This window comes from Bradyrhizobium sp. SZCCHNGR1005 (assembly GCF_032489995.1).
In the GTDB taxonomy this organism is placed as follows: Bacteria; Pseudomonadota; Alphaproteobacteria; order Rhizobiales; family Xanthobacteraceae; genus Bradyrhizobium.
Window position 1 is genome coordinate 969,584 of the sequence record NZ_JAUEZC010000001.1, and the last position, 20,887, is coordinate 990,470.

16 protein-coding genes are annotated in these 20,887 nt (G+C 65.6%); 5 read left to right on the forward strand and 11 right to left on the reverse strand.

Annotation, left to right across the window (positions count from 1 at the left end):
• Positions 1–17 precede the first annotated feature (17 nt).
• The 7 genes from QXZ85_RS04500 to QXZ85_RS04530 form a co-directional block, all read right to left on the reverse strand.
• Positions 18–1,157, reverse strand: a complete 1,140-nt coding sequence (locus QXZ85_RS04500; RefSeq protein ID WP_316173335.1) for an ABC transporter substrate-binding protein — start codon at positions 1,155–1,157, stop codon at positions 18–20.
• Positions 1,158–1,229: 72 nt separating this feature from the next.
• A complete protein-coding gene (locus tag QXZ85_RS04505) occupies positions 1,230–2,111 on the reverse strand; it encodes a shikimate dehydrogenase (protein ID WP_315743751.1) in 882 nt (293 codons plus the stop codon).
• A 122-nt stretch (positions 2,112–2,233) separates the two neighbouring features.
• Positions 2,234–3,172, reverse strand: a complete 939-nt coding sequence (locus QXZ85_RS04510; RefSeq protein ID WP_315700904.1) for a LysR family transcriptional regulator — start codon at positions 3,170–3,172, stop codon at positions 2,234–2,236.
• A gap of 31 nt (positions 3,173–3,203) precedes the next feature.
• Positions 3,204–6,950 carry an AsmA family protein gene (locus QXZ85_RS04515; protein ID WP_316173333.1) on the reverse strand — a complete coding sequence of 1,249 codons (3,747 nt, stop codon included), beginning with the start codon at positions 6,948–6,950 and terminating at the stop codon, positions 3,204–3,206.
• A gap of 172 nt (positions 6,951–7,122) precedes the next feature.
• On the reverse strand, positions 7,123–8,370 hold the full coding sequence (locus tag QXZ85_RS04520) for a cytochrome P450 (RefSeq protein WP_315743755.1): 1,248 nt from the start codon (positions 8,368–8,370) through the stop codon (positions 7,123–7,125).
• An 87-nt stretch (positions 8,371–8,457) separates the two neighbouring features.
• Positions 8,458–9,759 carry an MFS transporter gene (locus QXZ85_RS04525; RefSeq protein ID WP_315700907.1) on the reverse strand — a complete coding sequence of 434 codons (1,302 nt, stop codon included), beginning with the start codon at positions 9,757–9,759 and terminating at the stop codon, positions 8,458–8,460.
• 769 nt (positions 9,760–10,528) lie between these two features.
• Positions 10,529–11,449, reverse strand: coding sequence for a LysR substrate-binding domain-containing protein (locus QXZ85_RS04530; protein ID WP_315700908.1), 921 nt, complete (start codon positions 11,447–11,449; stop codon positions 10,529–10,531).
• A gap of 107 nt (positions 11,450–11,556) precedes the next feature.
• Between QXZ85_RS04530 and QXZ85_RS04535 the strand changes: the two genes are divergently transcribed.
• Positions 11,557–12,051, forward strand: coding sequence for a cytochrome family protein (locus tag QXZ85_RS04535; RefSeq protein WP_315700909.1), 495 nt, complete (start codon positions 11,557–11,559; stop codon positions 12,049–12,051).
• Between the two features lie 90 nt (positions 12,052–12,141).
• Here the strand turns inward: QXZ85_RS04535 and QXZ85_RS04540 are convergent, their stop codons facing one another.
• Together QXZ85_RS04540 and QXZ85_RS04545 are read right to left on the reverse strand one after the other, a co-directional pair.
• On the reverse strand, positions 12,142–12,954 hold the full coding sequence (locus QXZ85_RS04540) for a class III extradiol ring-cleavage dioxygenase (RefSeq protein WP_315700910.1): 813 nt from the start codon (positions 12,952–12,954) through the stop codon (positions 12,142–12,144).
• A 37-nt stretch (positions 12,955–12,991) separates the two neighbouring features.
• Positions 12,992–13,426, reverse strand: coding sequence for a DoxX family protein (locus QXZ85_RS04545; protein ID WP_315700911.1), 435 nt, complete (start codon positions 13,424–13,426; stop codon positions 12,992–12,994).
• A 102-nt stretch (positions 13,427–13,528) separates the two neighbouring features.
• On the opposite strand from QXZ85_RS04545, the gene QXZ85_RS04550 reads away from it, so the two are divergent.
• Both QXZ85_RS04550 and QXZ85_RS04555 read left to right on the forward strand, forming a co-directional pair.
• Positions 13,529–14,446, forward strand: coding sequence for a LysR family transcriptional regulator (locus QXZ85_RS04550; RefSeq protein ID WP_315743757.1), 918 nt, complete (start codon positions 13,529–13,531; stop codon positions 14,444–14,446).
• 40 nt (positions 14,447–14,486) lie between these two features.
• Positions 14,487–16,178: a SulP family inorganic anion transporter gene (locus QXZ85_RS04555; RefSeq protein WP_315743759.1), complete on the forward strand. Its 1,692-nt coding sequence runs from the start codon at positions 14,487–14,489 to the stop codon at positions 16,176–16,178.
• Between the two features lies 1 nt (position 16,179).
• On the opposite strand, the gene QXZ85_RS04560 is transcribed toward QXZ85_RS04555, so the two are convergent.
• The gene (locus QXZ85_RS04560) at positions 16,180–17,601 is read right to left on the reverse strand and encodes an FAD-binding oxidoreductase (RefSeq protein ID WP_315700914.1); all 1,422 of its coding nucleotides are present in this window, start codon (positions 17,599–17,601) and stop codon (positions 16,180–16,182) included.
• A gap of 73 nt (positions 17,602–17,674) precedes the next feature.
• Here QXZ85_RS04560 and QXZ85_RS04565 point away from each other — a divergent pair, with 73 nt between their 5' ends.
• Complete coding sequence (locus QXZ85_RS04565) at positions 17,675–18,184, forward strand: thioesterase family protein (RefSeq protein WP_315700915.1); 510 nt, start codon at positions 17,675–17,677, stop codon at positions 18,182–18,184.
• Positions 18,185–18,186: 2 nt separating this feature from the next.
• On the opposite strand, the gene QXZ85_RS04570 is transcribed toward QXZ85_RS04565, so the two are convergent.
• The gene (locus tag QXZ85_RS04570) at positions 18,187–19,686 is read right to left on the reverse strand and encodes an amidase (RefSeq protein ID WP_315762734.1); all 1,500 of its coding nucleotides are present in this window, start codon (positions 19,684–19,686) and stop codon (positions 18,187–18,189) included.
• A 342-nt stretch (positions 19,687–20,028) separates the two neighbouring features.
• On the opposite strand from QXZ85_RS04570, the gene QXZ85_RS04575 reads away from it, so the two are divergent.
• Positions 20,029–20,826, forward strand: a complete 798-nt coding sequence (locus QXZ85_RS04575) for a roadblock/LC7 domain-containing protein (protein WP_315767284.1) — start codon at positions 20,029–20,031, stop codon at positions 20,824–20,826.
• Positions 20,827–20,887: the final 61 nt, after the last annotated feature.

Genomic DNA, 20,887 nt, shown 5'->3' on the forward strand with positions numbered 1-20,887 from the left:
CCGGCCGCCCGTTCGCCTCAGTTGAGCTTTGGCAACACCTGCTCCACGACTTGCTTGCCGTCGACCACTTCGACCAGAAAGCCCTGCCGGTCGATATCGCCGTTCTGATCGAAGGTCACATCCATCAGGATGTTCGGCTCGTCAGACGTCTGGATGGTCAATCCGTGCAGGGTATCCGCGAACGCCTTGGAATCGACCTTGCCCATCTTCTCGGTGGTCGCCTTGATCATGTAGACCGCGAGATAGCCCTTGAGGCCGTTGTGATCGGGCACGTAGTTGTACTTCTTCACGAAGCGGTCCCGGAACGCCTTGATGGCCTCGACCGGCGCGTCGGTGGTCAGGCCGACATGGCCGCGGGCGCCATTGGCGGCATCGCCGGCGAGCTCGATGACCTTCTGCCCAACCAGCGTGGTCTCGCCGATCAGCGGCGCCGTCACGCCCTGGCGCTTGATCTCCTTGAGGATGCGCGCGCTTTCCTCTTCGTTGACATAGATGAAGACGGCGTCCGGGGCTGCGGCCTTGATCTTGCTGACATCGGCTGCGAAGTCCGCCTGGCCTGCCTCGGTCGACAGATCCGCGACGACCTTGATGCCGAGGCGATTGAACTCCTTGGTGATGACGTCGCGTCCGCCGCGGCCAAAATCGTTGTTCACCCAGACGACCGCCACCGACTTCGCCTTCAACTCATCATTGATGTACTTGGCCACCTTCGGCATCGACGACTGCTGACCGAAGGATGTGCGAAACAGAAACTTATTGCCGGCCTGCGTCAGTTCGGCCGCCTCGCCGCCCATGATCTGAGTGATGCCCGCTTCGGCAGCGAGCGGGGCGGTGACCTTGACGGAGCCGGAATAGCCCGGCCCGAGCAGGACGTAAGGCTCGGCGTCGAGCGCCTTCTGTACCTGCGCGCGCGCCACGCCCGGGTTGGACTGGGAATCGGCGTGGCTGACCTCGATCTTGCGCCCGAGAATACCGCCCTTGGCATTGATCTCCTCGACGGCCAGATCGATGCCATTCTTCCAATTGTTACCGACGGTGGCGCCACCGCCCGACAGCTCGGCAACATCAGCAATCTTGATGGGTGCCCCGGACTGTGCGCACGCAGAGCCGGACAGCAATACAGCCGAGCAAAAGCTCGCCAAAATGAACGATCGCACGCGTCTCCTCCTCGTTTCTACTCTTCTTGCGTTTCTTGAATTCGATGTTCCGGCTCGTATTGGCCGGTTTGCTCAGGCGGCGTCAACCGCCGGATATCTCTCCGCCATGTGGTCGTCGAAAGCTCGCCCCATGACGTCGGTCGAAGGCGTAAGCCCAGTGAACAGCTCGAACGCGTCGGCCGCCTGATAGATCGCAAGCTCGCGTCCAAGCAGGACCCGCGCGCCCTTGGCTTTGGCCGCCTTCAAGAGAGGCGTCCAGAGCGGCGAGTACACTGCGTCCGCCACCCATAAACCGTCATGCAGCAGCGCGTCGGGTATCGGCGTGCCGCGGTTCGGCAGCATCCCGATCGGAGTTCCATTCACGATCCCCACAGCGCCCTGCACCGCCTGCTCGATGCTGTCGGCTACCACGATGCCTTTCCCGGAAGGCAGCACGCTGGCGAGCCTCTCTGCTCGCGCCCGCTCGGTATCGAAGATGCGCAAGCCCGCGACATCAACGTTCGCAAGTGCAAACGCGATCGCCTTGCCAACACCGCCGGCGCCGATCAATGCCACGACGCCGTTGCCCGACCCCGCAACAAGGGGCGCCACTGCACGCGCAAAGCCCGTCGTGTCGGTATTATGGCCGACCAGCCGCCCATCACGCACCACGACGGTATTGACGGCGCGCATCGCGGCTGCCTTGGGCGCGAGCTCGTCGAGCAGGTCGACGACCGCCTCCTTGTAGGGATAGGTGACGTTGACACCGGCAAAGCCAAGCCGCCTGACACCTTCGAGCAGGATCGCAAGCTCGGCACGGTCGGCGCCGGCGACCTCGATGAGCTGGTAGTGACAGCGGACCCCGAGCGCCGCGGCAGCCGTCTCGTGCATCGCGGGTGAAGCCGAGTGCGCGATCGGGGCACCGAGCAACCCGGTCAGGAATTTGCGGCCTCCGGATGCGGAAATATCTGGCACGATGGTCGTCGTCTCCGGTTGGAGCTGTCGCGGCTCCGTAAGGACGGTGAAATCAGATGCGGACGATAATGTTTTCGCCAGCTAACACAATTACCCAAATATCCGCCGAACCTAACATGATGTTATCTTTTGCGGCCGGCCGCGCTGGCCCTTGCCACCTGACGTCGTCCCGGCTCCAGCGCGCGCATCTCCGCGCGCAGGCCATCGATGAAGTATTCCGCATAGAGCGATAGCGGGGCGCCGCGCTTGACCGCGACATAGGTGTCGAACCGGGTCGGCTCGGCGATCTTCAGAAGCTCGATGCCGGGATAGCCGCCGTGGGCCACCGTGAACTGGTCTATGATGGCGATGCCGAGCCCTGCCTTTACCAGCGCGCACACGGTGGTGCCGAAGCGAGCCTTGATCGAGATGTTGTAGTCGAGTTTGTTGCGCTCGAAGATCTCGGCCATGATCCGGCCGTAAGGATCGTTGGGATCGATGCCGATCAGCGGATAGCGCGTCATCTCGGCGGCGGAGACCTGCTTGCGGCCGGCGAGTTCGTGCCCCGGCGGCACGATGCAGAACAATTCGCCGGAGGCGAGCGGCAGGAAATCAAGCCCGGAGTGGTCGAGCCGGTAGCTCATCGCTACGCATTCGCCCTTGCCGAGCATCAGATAATCGATCGCTTCCTCGATCTTGAGGATATTGATGTCGATGCCGAGATCGGGATAGCGCCGGCGCACGCGCTCGATGGCGCGCGGCACCATCACCTGCGCGATGCTTGGCACCGAGCCGACACGCAATTCCGAGAGCGCGCCGCGGCCAATGTTAGAGATGATGTAGCTGAGATCATCGACCTTCTCGTAGACGCTGTTGATCTGCTCGAAGATGTTCTGCGCCTCGGGGGTCGGAAAGTACCGGCCGTTCTGGCGTTGAAAGAAACGAATGCCGAGCGAGCGTTCGGTGTATTTCACGAGCCGGCTGACGCCCGGCGCCGACACCTTCAACAGCTTCGCCGCGCCGTTGATGGTGCCGGTCACCATCACGGCTCGAATGACCTCCACTTGACGCAACGTCATCATCGGCGCGGATGCTCCCCGAGATGCACCGAGATCAAGGACTGCCAGGCGGCGTCAGCACCAGCGGCGGGCGCAGCATCGGCTTGGGCCTAGGCGGCAGGGCTCCCGGCGGGGGCTTAACCTCAACCGGCGGCGGCAAGGGGGCGACCTGCTGGTTCGCTGCCACCGGCGGCACCGGAAGCGGCGGCGATCCGGGCGGAGGACCAGACAGCGGCGGCTGCGGCGGTGGTTGCTGGCGGGGCCCGCCCGGCCTTGTGCGGCGCGGATCGCGTCCAGGCACCGGCACATCGGTCAGGCTTGGCGGTGCGCTCCCGGCCCCCGAGGGCGACGGCAGGGAGGCGGTGGACGAGGGATAGGACGGCGGCGGCTCGCCCCGCGCGATCGCATCCAACCGCCGCGTCTCGCGATCGATGGCGCGCACCGCAAGCCAGGACGACAGCGAGGTGACATCGACACTGCGCTGCAGCCCGTCGGGCGTCCCGACCACGAACAGCTGGATTTCCGGGCGGCTGCTCTCGTTGCCGATCGTCGTCGTGATCAGGCTGGCGCGAATATCCGCCTGATCGGCCGGGATATCATAACCGCCGGAGACGATCGCGCGCGCGTCCTTGGCGTCCAAAGTCGTCGCACTGACGCGCAGCCGCCCATCGCGGATGACGAACGGAATCTGCGCGGACGCCACCGCCAGCGATCCCGTGGTCAGCACCGGCTCCACGATCTGCCGAAGCTTCACATCGTCGGTGATCTGGCCGGCGTCGAAGGCACGCAGCGCCACATCGAAGGCGCGTGGATCGAGACCCGGAATCGAAACACCATCCAGCGTGACGGTGCCGTTGCCGGCAAAGGCGCTGGTCAGCGCCTGCACGCTGCGCCCCTCGCTCGCAAGCGCCATCTGCGCGGAGATGCGGCCGGCGGGCATCGCCAAGCTGCGGTAGTGCAACGCGTTGCCATCCACGTTCGACAGCTCCAGGCGGCCGCTCAGCGCCAATCCATTGGCATTCGGCCGTGCATCGAGCGTCGCCGCGACGTCGCCGCCGCCAAGCCGCCCCTTCAAATTCTCGACCGTCAGGCTCTGCCCATCGCTCTTGATCGTGCCGCCAATCGGGCGCAATTCGCCACCGCCCGGCAGCGCAGCGCTGAGCGCCTGGAATGACACCCGACCTCTCCACCCCTTCAAGAACCCCGGACCGAGCGGCTCGGCGGCATCATGGCCGGTCGCACCGACCACAAGCGCGAACATCTGCGGCAGGTTCAGCGCGTCCAGCCCAAGCTCGCCGTCGATCTGCCTGTCGTCGTCGAGCGTGAGCGCGAGGCGCCCGCGCAGCCGTGCTCCGCCGATGAGGCCATCGATGTCGTCCAGGCTGAGCCGGCCAGCGACCAAACCGACGCGAGCGAACAGCCGCGCGTTCTGCGCCGCCGCAGCCTGCGCGCCGAATCCGGCGAGCGGCGCCAGGTTCGCATTACGGACCCGCAGGTTCAGATTAGCCTTGAGCAAATCGGCCGCGGGCAAGGACCAGGACCCGGACGTGGTCTCGAGCGTGCCCTGCACATCCCCGTCGAGACCCACGCCTGCGATCTTCGCGGTGACGCGCAAGGGCGCGCGCCAATTGCCCTTGATGTCGGCATCGAGCACGGCCGGGCCGCTGCCCGCCGCGGCGATGCGATTCACGCCAAGCAAAGCGAGCAACAAATTGCCCTGCTCCGCCGAGATCTTCGCATCCAACCCGACATCGGTGCGGCTGATCGCATCTAGATCGAAATTGCGCAGCGCCGAGGCCGCCGGCTTTGCGGTCAGCGTCGTCGTCCCTTTGATTTGCGGAGCTTCAATGTCGAGCACGGCTTTGGCCTGGGCACGATCGGCGCTCGCCGGATCCTTGGCAAGATCAAGCGCGAGCTTGAGCCGCGCCGGCCCAGGTTGAACCGCGGCCTTCTCGAGTTGCGCAGCCAGGTTCGGCGCAAATGGCTGCAGCAGAGCCGTGATGTCGTGGAGCGACGCCGCGTTCGTGGTCAGGCTGAGCCGTCCGGTTGCGTCCGTGCGGTCGAACCGGCCCGATCCCTCGCTGGTCACCCCTCCCTGGCTGAACTTGACCTGATCGACCGTGATGCTCTTCGGCCCGTACGACGCTTTGGCTGTGAACGGACGAAAGTCCTGGCCGCTCCATGTCGCGCGTCCAACGTCGATCGCGATGCTCGCTTCGTCAGGCCACTGCCCCGATGATCCGGCGAGCGAGCGGGCCAGCGCCGTGGCGGCATCGACGTCGAGCCGCTCGCCCTTCAACGCCGCCTCGAAGCGCGATCCTGCGCCGCTGGACGGGGTGATCAGTGCCATCCGGCCCTCGACCGCCCCGCTGTCCATCTCGGCCTTCAGACTTTCGATAGCGACACGGTCGGACCCGATATTGACATTGCCACGCAAGCGTAGCGGCCGTTGGCTGCGATAGCTGGTCTCGGTGCGGCCCTGCAGCCAGGCGACCAGCGCGTCGGGATCAGCCGAATCGAGATCGAGTGCGCCAGAAACACTCGACGTCGAAGCGGCCGACGCCCCCGCTGTCCTGAACGTCAGATGGGTTGCGCCGGGCGCCTTGAGATCGACCTGTTCCAGGCTCCATGACGCAGGCTCGTTGTGCAGCCTCGCTGAAAAATCCTGCACCGGACGTCCGGCGAGTGTGATCTGTTCGGTCGAAATCTGGATGTCCGCAGGCAGCGGCAAGGTCGGCAGCCGCGCCAGCCAGTTGCGCAACTCCGGCAGCGCCTGTGCCGGAACGGTCGCCTTGCGATCCGTATTGCCGTCGATGCCAAGCAACCGGTCGGCATCGAGCCGGCGCGCCGATAATGCGGCGCGCAGCAGCGGTGCCGCGCCAAAGCGCACATCGCCGTTGCCGGCAAATTTCAGCGCCCGCTCCTCCCGGCCGAAGCTGAACTCGATCTGGTCCAGTTTGGCGACCGAAGAATCGGCTGCCACCTTGGCCGTCATCCGCCAGGGCGCATCGCCGATGGCTTGGTCCTTGGCATCGACCGGCTTGGCCTTGCCTTGTTCCTTGGACTGTCCTTTGGGCGGCGGCGAGGACAAGGTCAGCGCACCGGCAAAGCGCGGCGAGCGGTTGGCAAAGCTGATCAGGCCCTCGACATCGGCGGCCACCGGACGCTCGCCCGGATCGATGTTGAGATGCACGCGCAGGCCGCTGGAATCCTTGTCCTGGCTAGAGGACACGCGGAACGGATAGCGCACGCCGAGAACCGAAACCGCGCCGTCGCCGCGCAGCGAGCCGGCAAGCGAGCGGACATCGCCGGAAAACACGATGTCGGTGAGCTCGAGCGTCGAGTGGCTGACGGCGTCATGCAGCGCGACGCGGCCGGTCAGATTCAGACGATCGATCGACAGCGCAGCCAGATTGAACCGGCCGCCTCCGCCCGCCAGATCGACGCGGCCCTTCGGATCGAGCCCGAGATCGGCGGCCATGCCGCTGACCGTGAGCTCATTGGCGCGCCATTCTCCCCGCATCAGGTCGCCGAGGCTGAACTCGACATCGAGCTTGTCGGCGCGCAGCTTGCCGAGATCATTCGCTCCGCCGAACGTGACCTGGCGCAGCCGCAAGGTCGGCGTCGGCAACAGGCGCGCATCGAGCGCGCCCGCGACCCGCACAGGCACCCCGATCACCTGACTGGCTTCGGCCTCGAACTGCGGCCGGAACTGGTTCCAATCGACGAAATAAGGCCCAATCAGCGCAGCCAGGAGCGCAAGGATGAAGGCAATCGCCAATCCGAGCAGGGTCGTCTGCACGGGGTCTCCCTCAAAGGACAACGCTCCGGCGCCTAACCCTCAAACCCGCGGTGCGGCGCCGCCCCACCAGATATCGATGCCGGAGCGCCACATCATATAGGACGAAGTGCGGCGAAGTCACAGCATCATGCGATAAATGGCCCGCGCCGCACAACCGCCGTTAGCAAAATGGTTACCAATGGGCCGGCAGCCGTTTCAGGCCCCGCAGCACGAAGGTCGGCCGCCAATCCGGATTGTCCGGATCGTCCAGCTTCAGCTCCGGCAGCCGGCGCAGCAGCGTTCCGATCGCCACCTCCGCTTCGATGCGGGCGAGCTGCGCGCCGAGGCAATGATGGATGCCGCCGCCGAACGACAAGGGTTTCACATTGGGCCGGGCGATATCGAGTTGTTCCGGGCGGTCGGGATAGACGGCCGGGTCGCGATTGGCTGAGCCGAGCAGGCACAGCACGGTCTCGCCCTTGGGGATGCGCTTGCCGCCGAGATCCTCGATATCCTCCAGCGCGACGCGGCCGGTCAGTTGCACCGAGGAGTCGTAGCGCAGGAACTCCTCGATCGCATTGGTGATCAGCTCCGGGCGCGCCTTCAACAGCGCCAGCTGATCCGGATTGCGATAGAGCGCGAGCAGGCCATTGCCGATCAGGTTGACGGTGGTCTCATGTCCGGCGCCGAACAACAGGATGATATTCGCGGTCAGTTCCTCATGGCTGAGCTTGGCGCCGTCTTCCTCGGCCTGCAGCAGCTGCGTTGTCAGATCGTCGCCGGGCTGGCGTCGCCGCAACTCGAACAGCTGCTGGAAATAGGCCTTCGAGACCGCGTTGCCGGCATTGCCCTCCGCGATCTCGGCCGGCGAGAGCGGCACCGGATCGAGCAGGCGTCCGCCTTCGCGCGAACTCTTATAGAAAGCTTCGCGGTGCTCCTCCGGAATTCCGAGCATCTCGCAGATCACGGTCACCGGAAGGCGGAACGCGAAATCCTCGATCAGGTCCATGTTCCCGCGCGGGATCACCTCGTCGAGCGTCTGGTCGACGATCTGCTGGATCCGCGGGCGCATGTCCTCCACCCGCCGCGCCGTGAACGCTTTCACGACGAGGTTGCGCAGGCGCGTGTGATCGGGCGGATCCTGCTGCAGCATCCACAGGCTCATACTGCGGAAAATCGGCTCGTCCATGATCTTCGGGCCGTAGCGGCGGATGCTGCGGGGGACGAAGTCCTTGCCGAAACGCTTGTCGCGCAGGACGAGGCTCGATTCCGCATGGCGGCTCGCGAGGAAGGCGCCGAACGGCGTCACATGCATCGGGTCAGTTTCGCGCAGCTGCTGATAGAAAGGATAGGGATCGCGGATGAACTGCGGCGACAACGGATTGAACAGCGGCGCGGCCGGCTTCGCCTGGACAGTCTCGGCCTGGACATGCTCGTTCATGGTCGTTCCTCTCCTGATTTTTCGTTTTGGCCGATTAGCTCATCTGGAGAGGGGCATGGCAAGCGAAATCCTGATCACCTAAATCCATCATGGGACCTCGGTGGCCGGCTTCAGCCGGTGCAATTGGCCGGCGACCGCGCGGACTTTCCGCGGCGCGGCACACCACACTGCGACCGCCGAGACGAGACACGCAGCGATCGCGATCGCAAAACCGGCCGTGTAGCTCGCCGTGAGATCGTAGAGCACGCCGGTGACCCAGGGGCCTGCCGCGCCGCCGCACAGGCCGATCAGCATGATCGTGCCGAAGATCGCCCCGAAATGCGGTCCTTGAAAGATCTCCAGGACCACGGCGCCCATCACCGAGGTGATGCCGTAGCCGAGCACGCCCTGGCTCGCCACCATGACATAGACCAGCAGCAGGGTCGGCGAAGCCTTGAGCGCGATCAGGGCGGCGAAGCAGATGGCAAAGCCGACACAGCTCAAGACCCAGACGGCCTCGCGTCCGATCCGATCCGACACATGACCGAGTGCGATCTGGCCGGGAATGCCGAGCAGGCTGACCGCACCGAGCGCCCACACCGCGACGTTCGGGCTGAAGCCGATCTCGAGCAGATATTTGGTCTGGTGGACCTGGACCGCGTACCAGATGTACAGGCCAAAGAAATAGCCGATCGCAAGCCACCAGAACCTCATCGTGCGCAGCGCGCGCGGCAAGGTCCAATCGACGGCGGCCCAGGCAGGATCGACGATGTTGGAGACCGGCTTCGCCGCCGAAGCCAATGGGACGGCATCGCCATCGGGCCGCAGGCCGAGCTCGTCCGGCTTTTTGCGCAGGAGCAGATTGATCGGCGCGAGCACGATCAGCACGAGGAGGCCCATGGCGGTGCAGGCGGTGCGCCAGCCGGTTTCGGCAATCATATGCTGCACCCAGGGGAGCAGCGTGACCGAGCCGATGCCGACGCCTGCAAAGGCAACGCCGATCGCAAGGCCGCGCCGGCGGATGAACCAGTTCGGCAGGAACAGCGATTGCCCGGAATAACCGAGGCAGACGCTGCCGGCGCCGACCATGACGCCTATGGTGACGTAGAGATGCCAGGGCTGCGACGTCAGTGGGGCCAGCAACAGCCCGCCGGCCATCAGCGCCACGCCCAGCTCCATCACCGCGCGCGGGCCGGTGCGGTCCATCAGCCGGCCGATCAAGGGACTGACGATTCCCGATATCACGAAACCGAAGGAGAACGCGCCGGCGGTGATACCGCGCTCCCAGCCGAATTCGGACAGGATCGGCGGGAAGAACAGCGAGAAGGCGGTTCGTGCATTGACGCCGATCGCCATCGTGACGAAGGTCACGGCGACGACGACCCAGCCATAGAAGAAGGGCAGTCGCATTGTGTCGTTTCTCTCCCTGGTCACTCTTCGCATCATTTGTGCGCGAACGGGTCAAGGACTTTGTGGGTTGGAGCGGCTGATGTCACTTACGTCGGAGGTCAAGACGGCCATGTTTGTTTGCAACGCGCTCGCGGCGTCATTGCGATGAGCGTGAGCTCCGAAGGAATCCAGAATCGTCGCCAAAATCTTCACTGGGTTCTGGATTGCTTCGCTTCGCTCGCAATGACGGAAGCGGCATGCGTTCATAGTCCCGCGGCGCGATTTGCGTCCGAGCTTTGCTCATTCGGTGACCCTCTTCAAGAAAGAGGGTGCAGGGAAGGCCGGGCATCGACTGATACCCGCGGCCCCCGTGCGATAAAAATGCACGGGGCAGGAACCACAGGCTCAGCCGGATGATCCGGCCTTCCCTGCGCGATGGCTTTAACGGCTGCTTCGCGTTCTCCTCGGTGCACCGGGCTTTTTGGCCACCGTAACCGCGCGAGGCGAAGCCTCGTCGCGACCGCGACAACGCGCTTTCGCGCGTTGCGCGGGATACCAGCGTCGGGGTATCAGGACCGCGCGACTTGACCGTACGTGATGACATCGTTCGTCCGCGCATGAGATGCGCTGCAATGACATCACGTCCACCGCATCCCGCGCTCAACGTTCGTGACGATCGCGAAACGCCCTCTTATCGAGTGCAGGACGCACGGATCATCGTTGTGATTTGCCCGACGCCGCAAGCGAAATTGGCCGCGACACGTTGGCACGACGGGCAGTCACACATCACTCACACCGCCGCCATCTCGCGGATCTGACGTGTGGCGGCCTGCGCGATCAGCTTGCCGAGCGCGGCAAAGTCCTCCTTGCGCGGTGAGGTCTTGCGGAAGGCGAGTCCGACCACGCGCTTCGGCTCCGGATCGGAGAAGCGCATCAGCTTGATGTCGCCGCGGCGGCATTCGACGTCGACCGAGAGCTCGGGCAGCAAGGTCATGCCGAGCCCGTTCGAGACCATCTGCACGATGGTCGAGAGATTCGAGGCGCCGAAGGTGTCGATGTTGTCGACGCGGCGCAGGTTGCAGAACGACAGCGCCTGGTCGCGCAGACAGTGCCCCTCCTCCAACAGCAGCAGCCGGTCCTGCTGCAACAGCTCGGGCGTCGCGCGCACGCGATTGGTCGAAATCTCCCGCGATTTCGGCAGCGCCAGCAGGAAGCGATCGGTAAACAGGCGAATGGTTTCGATATCGGGGTGATCGACCGGCAGCGCCAGCAGCAACAGATCGAGCCCGCCGTCGAGCAACTGCGCGATCAGGGTTTGTGTCTGGGTCTCGCGCAAATGCAGGTCCAGATCGGGAAAGCTTCTGCGGATCAAGGGCAGTGCGACCGGCAGCACGTAAGGCGCGAGCGTCGGGATGACACCGAGATGCAGCGTGCCGGCGAGCACGCCGCGGTGACAGTGCGCGGTGTCGATGATGTCGCGCACACTGGCGAGCACGCGTTCGGCGCGCGCGGCGATCTCGCGGCCCGCCTCGGTCAGGATCACGCCCTTCCGGCTGCGCTCCAGAAGCTGCACGCCGAGCGTCTGCTCCAGCTCCTGGATCTGCATCGAGAGCGCCGGCTGTGTCACCGCGCACCGTTCGGCAGCCCTGCCGAAATGCGACAAACGCGCGACCGCATCGAAATAACGCAGCTGCTTGAGGGAGATATTCATGATCAGAATTCCTTATTATGTCCAAAAAATACTACGATTGGAGCTGATCATCAATCGTCTGTAGGTTCCGGTCAGATCTGGAGACATCACTCATGCGCAGACGGTCGATGGTTTTTCGCGTCCTTGCCTCCGCCGGTGCGGCAAGCGTCGCTACGCTCGTGTATCTCGGAACGGCGCTGGACTTGCGGGCCGGCGCGGCGGACGAGCCGGTATCGTACGTTCCGAGCGTCAGCGATCTCATGATCGCGACCATCCAGCCGCGTCACATCAGGCTATGGATCGCGGCTCACGAGGGAAATTGGGAGTTCGGCGCCTATGAGCTCGGCAACCTCAGGGGCGCCTTCAATCGCCTGGGGCGCGCCCATCCGACCGTCGAGAACAATTCGCTTCCCGACATGGTCAGTGCTGTCACGCAGCAGCCGTTCGCCGAACTTGCAGCGGCGGTGAAGGCGAAAGACATGGCCGCATTCGACAAGGCCTATGCCGACCTGACCTCTGGCTGCAACTCCTGCCACCAGGCCCTCAATCGTGGCGTCGTCGCAATCAAGGTCCCGCAGGATGCGGCTCTGGACGACCAGGATTTCGGTCCGAGGTCACAGTGACTCGATCGGAATCGTGACCGCCTGACCTGCGAGCTTTCGTACAAGACGCGCAGGGTTGGGCAGAGCGGAGCGTGCCCCCTGCAGGCCCGATCACGCGGCCGCGGCAGTCTCATTCGCCGCATGGAACGCGTACACGTCCATGCGCAGCACGCCGTAATTGGCACTGTTGTGCAGCCGCTCGACGCGCGCCCCCTCGCCGGCCGCCCCGAGCGCGGCAAACAGCGGCAGGAAGTGCTCCTCGGTCGGATGGTTGTTGCGGGCATATGGCGCGAGCTGGCGATAGTCGAGCAGATCCGCGATGCGACCGGCGATCGCCGCCTCATGCACCCAATCGGCGAAGGCATCGACCCAGGGCAGCGCCGGAGCGTTCAGCTCGGGCCGCCGTATCCGGAACTCGGCGAGATTGTGGGTGAAGCTGCCGCTGCCGATGATCAGTACGCCCTGCTCACTGAGCGGCGCCAGCGCCCGGCCGAGCGCGAGATGGTGCTGCGGCCCGCGCTCGGTCTGGATCGAGAGCTGCAGCACCGGAATATCGGCCTCCGGATACATCAGAAGCAGCGGCACCCAGGCGCCGTGATCGAGGCCGCGGCTGCGGTCGATCGATGCCGCGAAGCCGGCGCTCTTGAGCCGTGCCGCGATGTCTTGTGCGAGCTCCGGCGCGCCGGGCGCGGGATAGCGCAGCTCATAGAGCGCACGCGGGAAGCCGTAGAAGTCGTAGATGGTGTCGTTCACGGCGACCGCGTTCACCTCGGGCTCGGCCGTCTCCCAATGTGCCGAGATCACCAGGATGGCCTTGGGCCGCGGCAGGCTGCGGCCCAGATCGATCAGAAACTGCCGCGCTGGCGCGTCTGTCAGCGGCAGCATCGGCGACCCGTGCGACACGAACAGGCTCGGCAGTGTCATGTTCAACCCTCGGCTAATGGAGCGGGCTCGCAAGCCGTCAATGTGCGCTGCGCAGCGCGCCGCTGGCAAGGTTCGCGCGCGGCGCACGCAACGCGAAGGCACCATCACCGAGCAGCGCCTGCACGATCAGCGCCACGGCCCAGAACGCCGGATATTCCCAGCCGCCCCTCGGATTGTTGAAGAAGAAACCGGCCGCGCCATGCACGGTGAAGATGGCGCCAAGCAGGATCGGCACCGCGGCGAGCGCCGCCCAGCGGGTGTAGAGACCGAGAATGAGCGCGATGCCGGCCAGGATCTCGGCGGCGATGACGAGGTAAGCGAGCTCCGCCGGCAGGCCGATGCTGCCGAAGAATTTGGCCGTCCCGGCCGGGGTGAACACGAACAGTTTCAGGCTGGCGTGGGCCAGGAACAGTCCGCCCAGGGTCAGGCGAAGCAGAAGCGCGGCATAGGGTGCGGTGCGGGAATCGATCATCTCAGCCTCCAGTAGGAATCGCTCGCAAAGATATGGATCATTTCCCGAGGGGCGATAATCTGGTATCCGGGAAAGATAGTTCACACCAATAGAGTGAAGTGAATGCTCGACCGCCTGACCGGGCTCGAAGTGATGTCCAAGATCGCCGGGAGCGGCAGCCTCTCGGCCGCCGCCCGGGCGCTCGGGATGTCGCAGACCATGGTGACCAAGCATCTGGCGGCGCTGGAAAGCCGGCTCGGCACCAAGCTGTTTCATCGCACCACGCGCCGGCTCGCCATCACCGATGATGGCCGGCGCTATCTGGAGCTCGCCGAACGCGTGCTCGGCGATTTCGAGGCGGCCGAGGCGGCGGTCTCGGCCGATCGGATCGAGCCGCGCGGGCTGCTCCGCCTCAACGTGCCGCTCGCCTTCGGTATCCGTCAGATCGCGCCGCGGCTCGCCGAATTCGCCCGGCACTATCCCGGCGTCACGGTCGAACTCGGTCTCAACGACCGCCTGGTCGACCTCACCGAGGAGGGCTGGGATCTGGCGATCCGCATCGGGACCTTGCGCGATTCCAGCCTGGTCGCGCGGCGGCTGGCGCCCTGCCGCATGGAGGTCTGCGCCGCGCCATCCTATCTCGCAGCCCATGGGACCCCGCGCACGACCGCGGAGCTCGCAGGTCACAACTGCCTCGGCTACACCCTGGCGCAGGCAGGCGCAGGACGCTGGCGCATGGGGGCGCGCAAGAGCGTCGACATCTCCGTCAGCGGCAATCTGCGCGCCAACAATGGCGATGCGCTGCTGGCGGCCGCGCTCGCCGGCCAGGGCATCATCTATCAGCCGACCTTCATCGTCGCCGACGCGCTCCGTGAGGGACGGCTGGTGCCGATCACGCTGGAGCTGCCGGCCTCCGATCTGCTTGCGGTCTATGCCGTGTACCTGCCGGATCGCTCGCCCTCGGCCAAGGTCCGCGCCTTTATCGACTTCATCGCCGCCGCCTTCGCGCCGGAGCCGCCATGGGATCACGGGCTTGCCTGACCCGATGAATCGCTCTTGTGTGGCACGACAGGAGGTGACCGTGATCCGACAAACATCGAACGCAGGCAACAAACGCTGGCCGCTGCTGCGCTCGCTGCGGGGCTGGAGCTTGAGCGCCCTGCCCGCCGACCTCGTCGCCGGGCTCACCCTGGCGGCGATCGCGATCCCCGAGCAGATGGCGACCAGCCGGCTCGGCGGCTTCGCGCCCGAGATCGGCTTCTTCGCCTTCATCGCGGGATCGCTCGGCTTCGCAGTGTTCGGCGCCAACCGCTATCTGTCGTGCGGCGCGGATTCCACCATCACGCCGATCTTCGCCGGCGGCCTTGCGCTGCTCGCAACGAGCGGCACGCCGGATTATTTCGCGCTGGCGGCTGCGCTCGCGCTGCTGGTCGGGCTGATGCTGGCCTGCGCCGGCGCGTTCAAGCTCGGCGGCATCGCCGATCTGCTCTCCGTGCCGGTCACCGTCGGCTTTCTCGCGGGCATCGCGATCCACATCATCGTCTCGCAGCTGCCCGGGGTGCTCGGCGTCCCCTCGCCCGCCGGGCCGACGCTCGAACACATCGCCGTGCTGGCCCGGCACGTCACGGACGCCAACCCGTTCACGATGACGATCGGCTTCGGGGTGGTCGCCATCGTCACGACATCGGAGATGATCAGCGTGCGGATTCCCGGCGCGCTGATCGCGCTGATGGCCGCCACCCTGCTGGTGATCGTGGCGCATCTGGAGGACAAGGGCGTGCACGTGGTCGGCGCGCTGTCCGGCAATCTGCCAACGCCGAAAATTCCGGAGATCGCTCCCGAGCAATGGGCGAAGCTGGTGCCGCTCAGCTTTCTGATCACCATTGTCGTGATGGTGCAGTCCGCGGCGACCTCGCGCGCGTTTCCGTCCGACTCAGACCAGCCGGCCGACATCGATCGCGATTTCATCGGCGCCGCCGCGGGCAGCCTGCTGGCCGGCCTGATCGGCGCCTTTCCGGTCAATGCAAGCCCACCGCGCACCGGCATCGTCGCCGAAACCGGCGGCCGCTCGCAATTGTCCGGCCTAGTCGCAGCCGCGCTCGTGCTCGCGCTGATCGGCTTCGGTGCGCGGCTGCTCGCCCATGTGCCCGAGGCTGCGCTCGGCGGCGTGCTCCTGTTCATCGCGCTGCGCATCATCCGCCTGTCGCAGATCCTGCGCATCTACCGGCAGTCGAAAGGCGAGTTCCTGCTGATCCTCGCGACCGCGGCTGCCATCGTCGTGCTGCCGATCGAACAGGGCGTGGCGCTCGGCATCGGCTTGTCGCTGTTGCACGGCATCTGGAGCACGACGCGCGCGCACCTCGTCCGGTTCGAACGCGTCCCGGGCACGACGATCTGGTGGCCGGCGCATCCGAGCATCAAGGGCGAAAGGTCGGCCGACGTAGCGGTGGTTGGCTTCCAGGCGCCGCTCAGCTTCCTGAATGCGACGACGTTCCGCGCCGGTGTTCAGCATCTGCTGCAGAACCAACAGCCGCGGCTGCTGGTGCTGGAAGCGAGCAGCATTCCCGAGATCGACTTCACGGCGGCACAGGCGCTGCTGGAGCTGATCAAGCTGTGCAACCAACAGGGCGTCAGCTTCGCGGTGGCGCGGCTGGAATCGTTGCGCGCCCAGGACGCGTTCGAACGCTTCGGCCTGTACGACGTGCTGCCGCGCGATCACATGTTCCACAGCGTCGATGAAGCCGTGCGCGCGCTCGCACCGCCGGGCGGCTGATCTACGCCGCCGGCATGATCTTGCCGGGGTTGAAGATGTTCTGCGGATCGAGCGCCTGCTTCAGCGCGCGCATCGTGTCCAGCGCCTCGGGCCCGAGCTCAGCCTCCAGATATTTCTGCTTGCCCTGGCCGATGCCGTGCTCGCCTGTGCAGGTGCCGCCCATGCCTTGCGCGCGCTCCACCAAGCGATGCATGAACTCTTCGCCGCGCGCCATCTCCTCGGCGTCGTCGACATCGCACATCAAGGAGCAGTGGAAATTGCCGTCGCCGACATGGCCGACGATCGGCGAGGTCAAATTGAGGCGCTTGAGATCCTCTTCGGTCTCGGTGACGCAGTCGGCCAGCCGCGAGATCGGCACGCAGACGTCGGTCGCCACCACGCCGGCGCCGGGCCGGATCGCCTTCACCGACCAATAGGCGTCGTGCCGCGCCTGCCACAGCCTGGTGCGATCCTCCGGCCTGGTGGTCCAGGTGAACTCGCCGCCACCGCATTCGCGCGCGATCTCGCCGAAATTCCGCGACTGCTCCGCCACCTCGGCCTCGCTGCCGTGGAATTCGAGCAGCAAGAGCGGCGTTTCCGGCAGGCTCAGCTTCGAATAGGCGTTGCAGGCCTTCACCTGCGCGGCGTTCAGAAGTTCGATGCGTGCCACCGGAATGCCGGTCTGGATCGCCAGGATCGTGGCCTGGCAGGCGCCGCGCACGGTCTCGAAGGAGCAAGCCGCGGCCGCGATCGTCTCCGGAATTCCGCGCAGGCGAATGGTCAGCTCGGCGATGATGCCGAGGGTGCCTTCGGCGCCGATGAAGAGGTGAGTCAGATCGTAGCCGGCGGCGGATTTCTTGGCGCGCGTGCCGGTCTTGATGATCTCGCCGTCGCCGCGCACCACTTTCAGCGCCAGCACGTTCTCGCGGATGGTGCCGTAGCGCACCGCATTGGTGCCCGACGCGCGCGTGGAGGCCATGCCGCCGAGCGAGGCATCGGCGCCGGGATCGATCGGAAAGAACAGGCCCTGGTCGCGCAAATATTCGTTCAGCGCCTTGCGGGTGACGCCGGGTTGGATCACGCAGTCGAGATCCTCGGCATGGACCTCCAGCACCTTGTTCATGTCGCGCAGATCGATGCAGATGCCCCCCGCAGGTGCATTGACCTGGCCCTCGAGCGAGGTGCCGGTGCCGAACGGGATGATCGGCACGCCATGGCTTGCGCAAATCCGCACCACGTCCTGGATGTCGGCGGTCTCCTGCGCCAGCACCACGCCGTCCGGCGGCTGCGTCGGCAGCCAGGTCGTGGTATGGCCATGCTGCTCGCGCACGGCCTGCGAGGTGATGAGGCGGTTGCCGAAGCGCGCGGCAAGAGCGTCCAGCGCGTTCTTCAGCGCTTGCGGCTCGGGCCGTTTCAGGTCGTGATGGGGGATCGTCGTCGCCACTGTTTCCTCCGCGATTTGCGGCGGACCGTGACAAAGGACGACACAGGGGTCAAGGGAGCAAACGGAAGAGCCGATGAGCGATAATGCAGTGCCCACCACGCGAGGGACCGGGCCGTTCCTGTCCTCGGTGATGCAGATCGAGCCGCAATGGATCGACTACAACGGCCATCTCAACATGGCCTATTACAACGTGATGTTCGACCGCGCCATCGATCAACTCTGGGCTGCGCTCGGCATCGGCCCGGCCTATATGAACGACCGGCAGGGCTCGACCTTCACCGCGGAATGCCACGTGCGCTATTTGCGCGAGATCCACCTGGGCGATCCCGTGCAGATCGCGGTGTGGCTGATCGCCGCCGACGAAAAGCGCCTGCACACCTTCGAAGAGCTGCGCCACGCCGGCGAAGGCTGGCTCTCAGCCACCTCGGAGAACATGTCCGTCCATATCGACATGAGCAAGCGCAAGGTCGCGCCGTTTCCCGACGACATCCAGGCGCGCATCCAGGAGGTGGCACGCCAGCACGCGGCGCTGCCGCGCCCTGACGGGCTCGGCCGCGCCATCGGCATGCCGGTCAAGACATAGCGCTATGCCTGCGTGACCCAGGCCGGCAGCTTGTCGAACCAGGGCTGCGCCTGTTCGAGCTGATGCGCGAGCTGCAGCAGCCGTGTCTCGTCGCCGAGCCGGCCGACGAACTGCACGCCGAGCGGCAGGCCATCGGCCGTCCAGTGCAGGGGCACGCTCATCGCCGGCGTGCCGGTGAGATTGGCGAGCTGCGTGAACGGCACATATTGCAGGCTGTCGCGGGCGATCTTGTCGATGGTGCCGTCGAGCAGACCGGCGCGGCCGAGCAATCCAAGCAGCCCGATGCGATCGAGCCAATCGAGCAGCGTCTGCTCCGCCGCGCTCGGATCGCCCTGGCCGTGCCGGACCGGCGGATGCGCGAGCGTCGGCGTCAACAACAGGTCGTAACGCTGATGGAAGCGCGCCAGCGCCCGCGCGAACTCGTTCCACTTCAACAGCTGCGTGGTCAGCGCGCCGGCGGAAATCGCGCCGCCGAGCGTGGCCAGCACCCGCGTCAGCAGCTCGAAATCCTGACGCTTTGCGCCTTTGGCGCGCGCATCGGCCACGAGGGCTGCGACCTGGCCGAAGTAGATGTGCAGGAAGGATTTCGCGAGCGCTGCGCCATCGATATCGGGCGAGGCTTCTTCGACCTCGTGGCCGAGATTGCTCAGGAGCTTCGCTGCATTCTCGACCGCCGCCTTCGCCTCCGCGTGAACCGCGGTGCCGATCGGCGAGGCCGCCGTGAAGCCGATGCGCAGGCGGCCGGGCTCGCGGCTCATCGCCTGTGCGAAGACGACGCCGGGCTCTGCGACGAGAAACGGATCGCCGGGCTCGGCTCCGGCGATGACGTCGAGCGCCGCCGCGGTGTCGCGCACGCTGCGCGAGATCACGCCTTCGCTTGCCGCACCATACCAATATTCGCCGAACGCCGGCCCGGCCGAGACCAAGCCGCGCGACGGCTTCAGGCCGAACAGGCCGCAGCAGGCGGCGGGAATGCGGATCGAGCCGCCGCCATCGCTGCCGGCCGCCATCGGCACCACGCCGGAGGCGACCGCCGCCGCGGCGCCACCGCTGGAGCCGCCCGGCGTGTGATCGCCATTCCAGGGATTGCAGGTCCGCCCGAACAGGCGGCTATCCGATACGCCCTTCAGCGCCAGCTCCGGCAGGTTGGTCTTGCCGAAGATCACGAAGCCCGCTTCGAGATAGCGCCGGACCACATGGGCATGCTCGGCGGCGACAAGGCCCGACAGCGCCTTGCTGCCATAGCTGGTCGGCAGGCCCGCATAATCCTGCGCGGCATCCTTGATCAGAAAGGGAACGCCCGTAAACGGTCCCTTGGACGGATTTGCGAACTGGGCTCGCGCCTGGCCCGCCATCATCAGGCAAATCGCGTTCGTTCGCGGCTGCGCCCGCTCGCTCTGCGCCAAGGCGATCTGCAGAAGTTCTGCCGGCGAGGTTTCGCCGCGGGCGATGCATTCGGCGAGCGCGACGGCATCGCGCTGCACATATTCCGTGAACTTCACGTGGCCTCCCCCTCATCATCGTCTTGGTTCGTCGTCCCCGCCAGCGTCGGCTAACATTGCGGCCGCTGCCCATGGGGCAGCCGCGGCAGCGGCACAGACGCGGCGATGCGATGCGTACTTTGCGAAGATTGCCTGCAGTCCGTCGTATCACCGGACCGGTTTGAGTCGCACCTGCAAATCACCTGCGACGATTCCTCCCGCAAATCGGTGAACTCTTACCACGGAGGGTATCCCGGGAAGATTGTGATCTTATTGTGATTTGATTCAGATCATTCGGGCCGAGGTGAGACACAAGTTACGCTGCCGATCAGTTGTGTTGCGTTGAGTAGGATGAGAGTAGCTGTGGGCATCGCAAACCTCTTACGGAGGTCGCAAGGCTCGGAAGAGGAACCGTTCGTCAATCGCGTGACGACGGCCGACTACTTCATCCTATTGTCGCGCGCGATGGACAGCTTGCCGGACGCCAATCCCGCGCGCCGGGCCGAGTTCTATCAATCGGCGCGGGCCGCGTTGATCTCCCAGCTCAATTCAATGACGCCTCCGGTCTCGAAGGCCCGGATCAAGGCCGAACAGCGCGCCCTCGATGACGCGGTCGAGACCATCGAGGCGCGCGCCGCCGCAAGCGACGGCCCCCGACCGAACGCCGACGACACAGCAGCGCCGCTGCCGGCAGCCACAGCTCCGGACAATTCCACGCCAACAATCGAGCACGACGATATGGCCAAGAGTCAATTTCAATCCATGTTTTCCCCCCGTATTGTCGAGGAGAAGCCGATGTCACGGCTCGATGAAATCAACCGCGTTCTGCGCAAGCTGCAAAGCGACTCCTTCGGGGTCGAGGCATGCGCGCTGATCTCGGAAGATGGATTGATGATCGCCAGCGTGCTGGCTGCCGACATGGAAGAGAGCCGCGTCGCCGGCATGACCGCGACGCTTCTCAGCCTTGGCGGACGCGCTTCGATGGAGCTCGGCCGCAGCCATCTGCAGGAGGTGATCATCCGCGGCGAGTCCGGCTATGCCGTTCTCGTCAGTGCCGGCCGCGGCGCGCTGCTGCTGGCATTGACCAACGAGAACAGCAAACTGGGGCTCACCTTCTTCGACATGCGCGAGGCAGTCCGCTCGCTGCAGAAGGTGCTCTAAGCCGGTCACATCAGTCAGGCCGGCGCGTGCTTCACATGGCGGCACCGGCGCGGAGTACGCG

Excerpts from the sequence above, each read along its gene's own strand:
- QXZ85_RS04510 (WP_315700904.1), bottom strand. The coding sequence starts at position 3,172 with ATGATGACGTTGCGTCAAGTGGAGGTCATTCGAGCCGTGATGGTGACC.
- QXZ85_RS04520 (WP_315743755.1), bottom strand. The coding sequence starts at position 8,370 with ATGAACGAGCATGTCCAGGCCGAGACTGTCCAGGCGAAGCCGGCCGCG.
- QXZ85_RS04525 (WP_315700907.1), bottom strand. The coding sequence starts at position 9,759 with ATGCGACTGCCCTTCTTCTATGGCTGGGTCGTCGTCGCCGTGACCTTC.
- QXZ85_RS04530 (WP_315700908.1), bottom strand. The coding sequence starts at position 11,449 with ATGAATATCTCCCTCAAGCAGCTGCGTTATTTCGATGCGGTCGCGCGT.
- QXZ85_RS04535 (WP_315700909.1), top strand. The coding sequence starts at position 11,557 with ATGGTTTTTCGCGTCCTTGCCTCCGCCGGTGCGGCAAGCGTCGCTACG.
- QXZ85_RS04540 (WP_315700910.1), bottom strand. The coding sequence starts at position 12,954 with ATGACACTGCCGAGCCTGTTCGTGTCGCACGGGTCGCCGATGCTGCCG.
- QXZ85_RS04545 (WP_315700911.1), bottom strand. The coding sequence starts at position 13,426 with ATGATCGATTCCCGCACCGCACCCTATGCCGCGCTTCTGCTTCGCCTG.
- QXZ85_RS04550 (WP_315743757.1), top strand. The coding sequence starts at position 13,529 with ATGCTCGACCGCCTGACCGGGCTCGAAGTGATGTCCAAGATCGCCGGG.
- QXZ85_RS04565 (WP_315700915.1), top strand. The coding sequence starts at position 17,675 with ATGAGCGATAATGCAGTGCCCACCACGCGAGGGACCGGGCCGTTCCTG.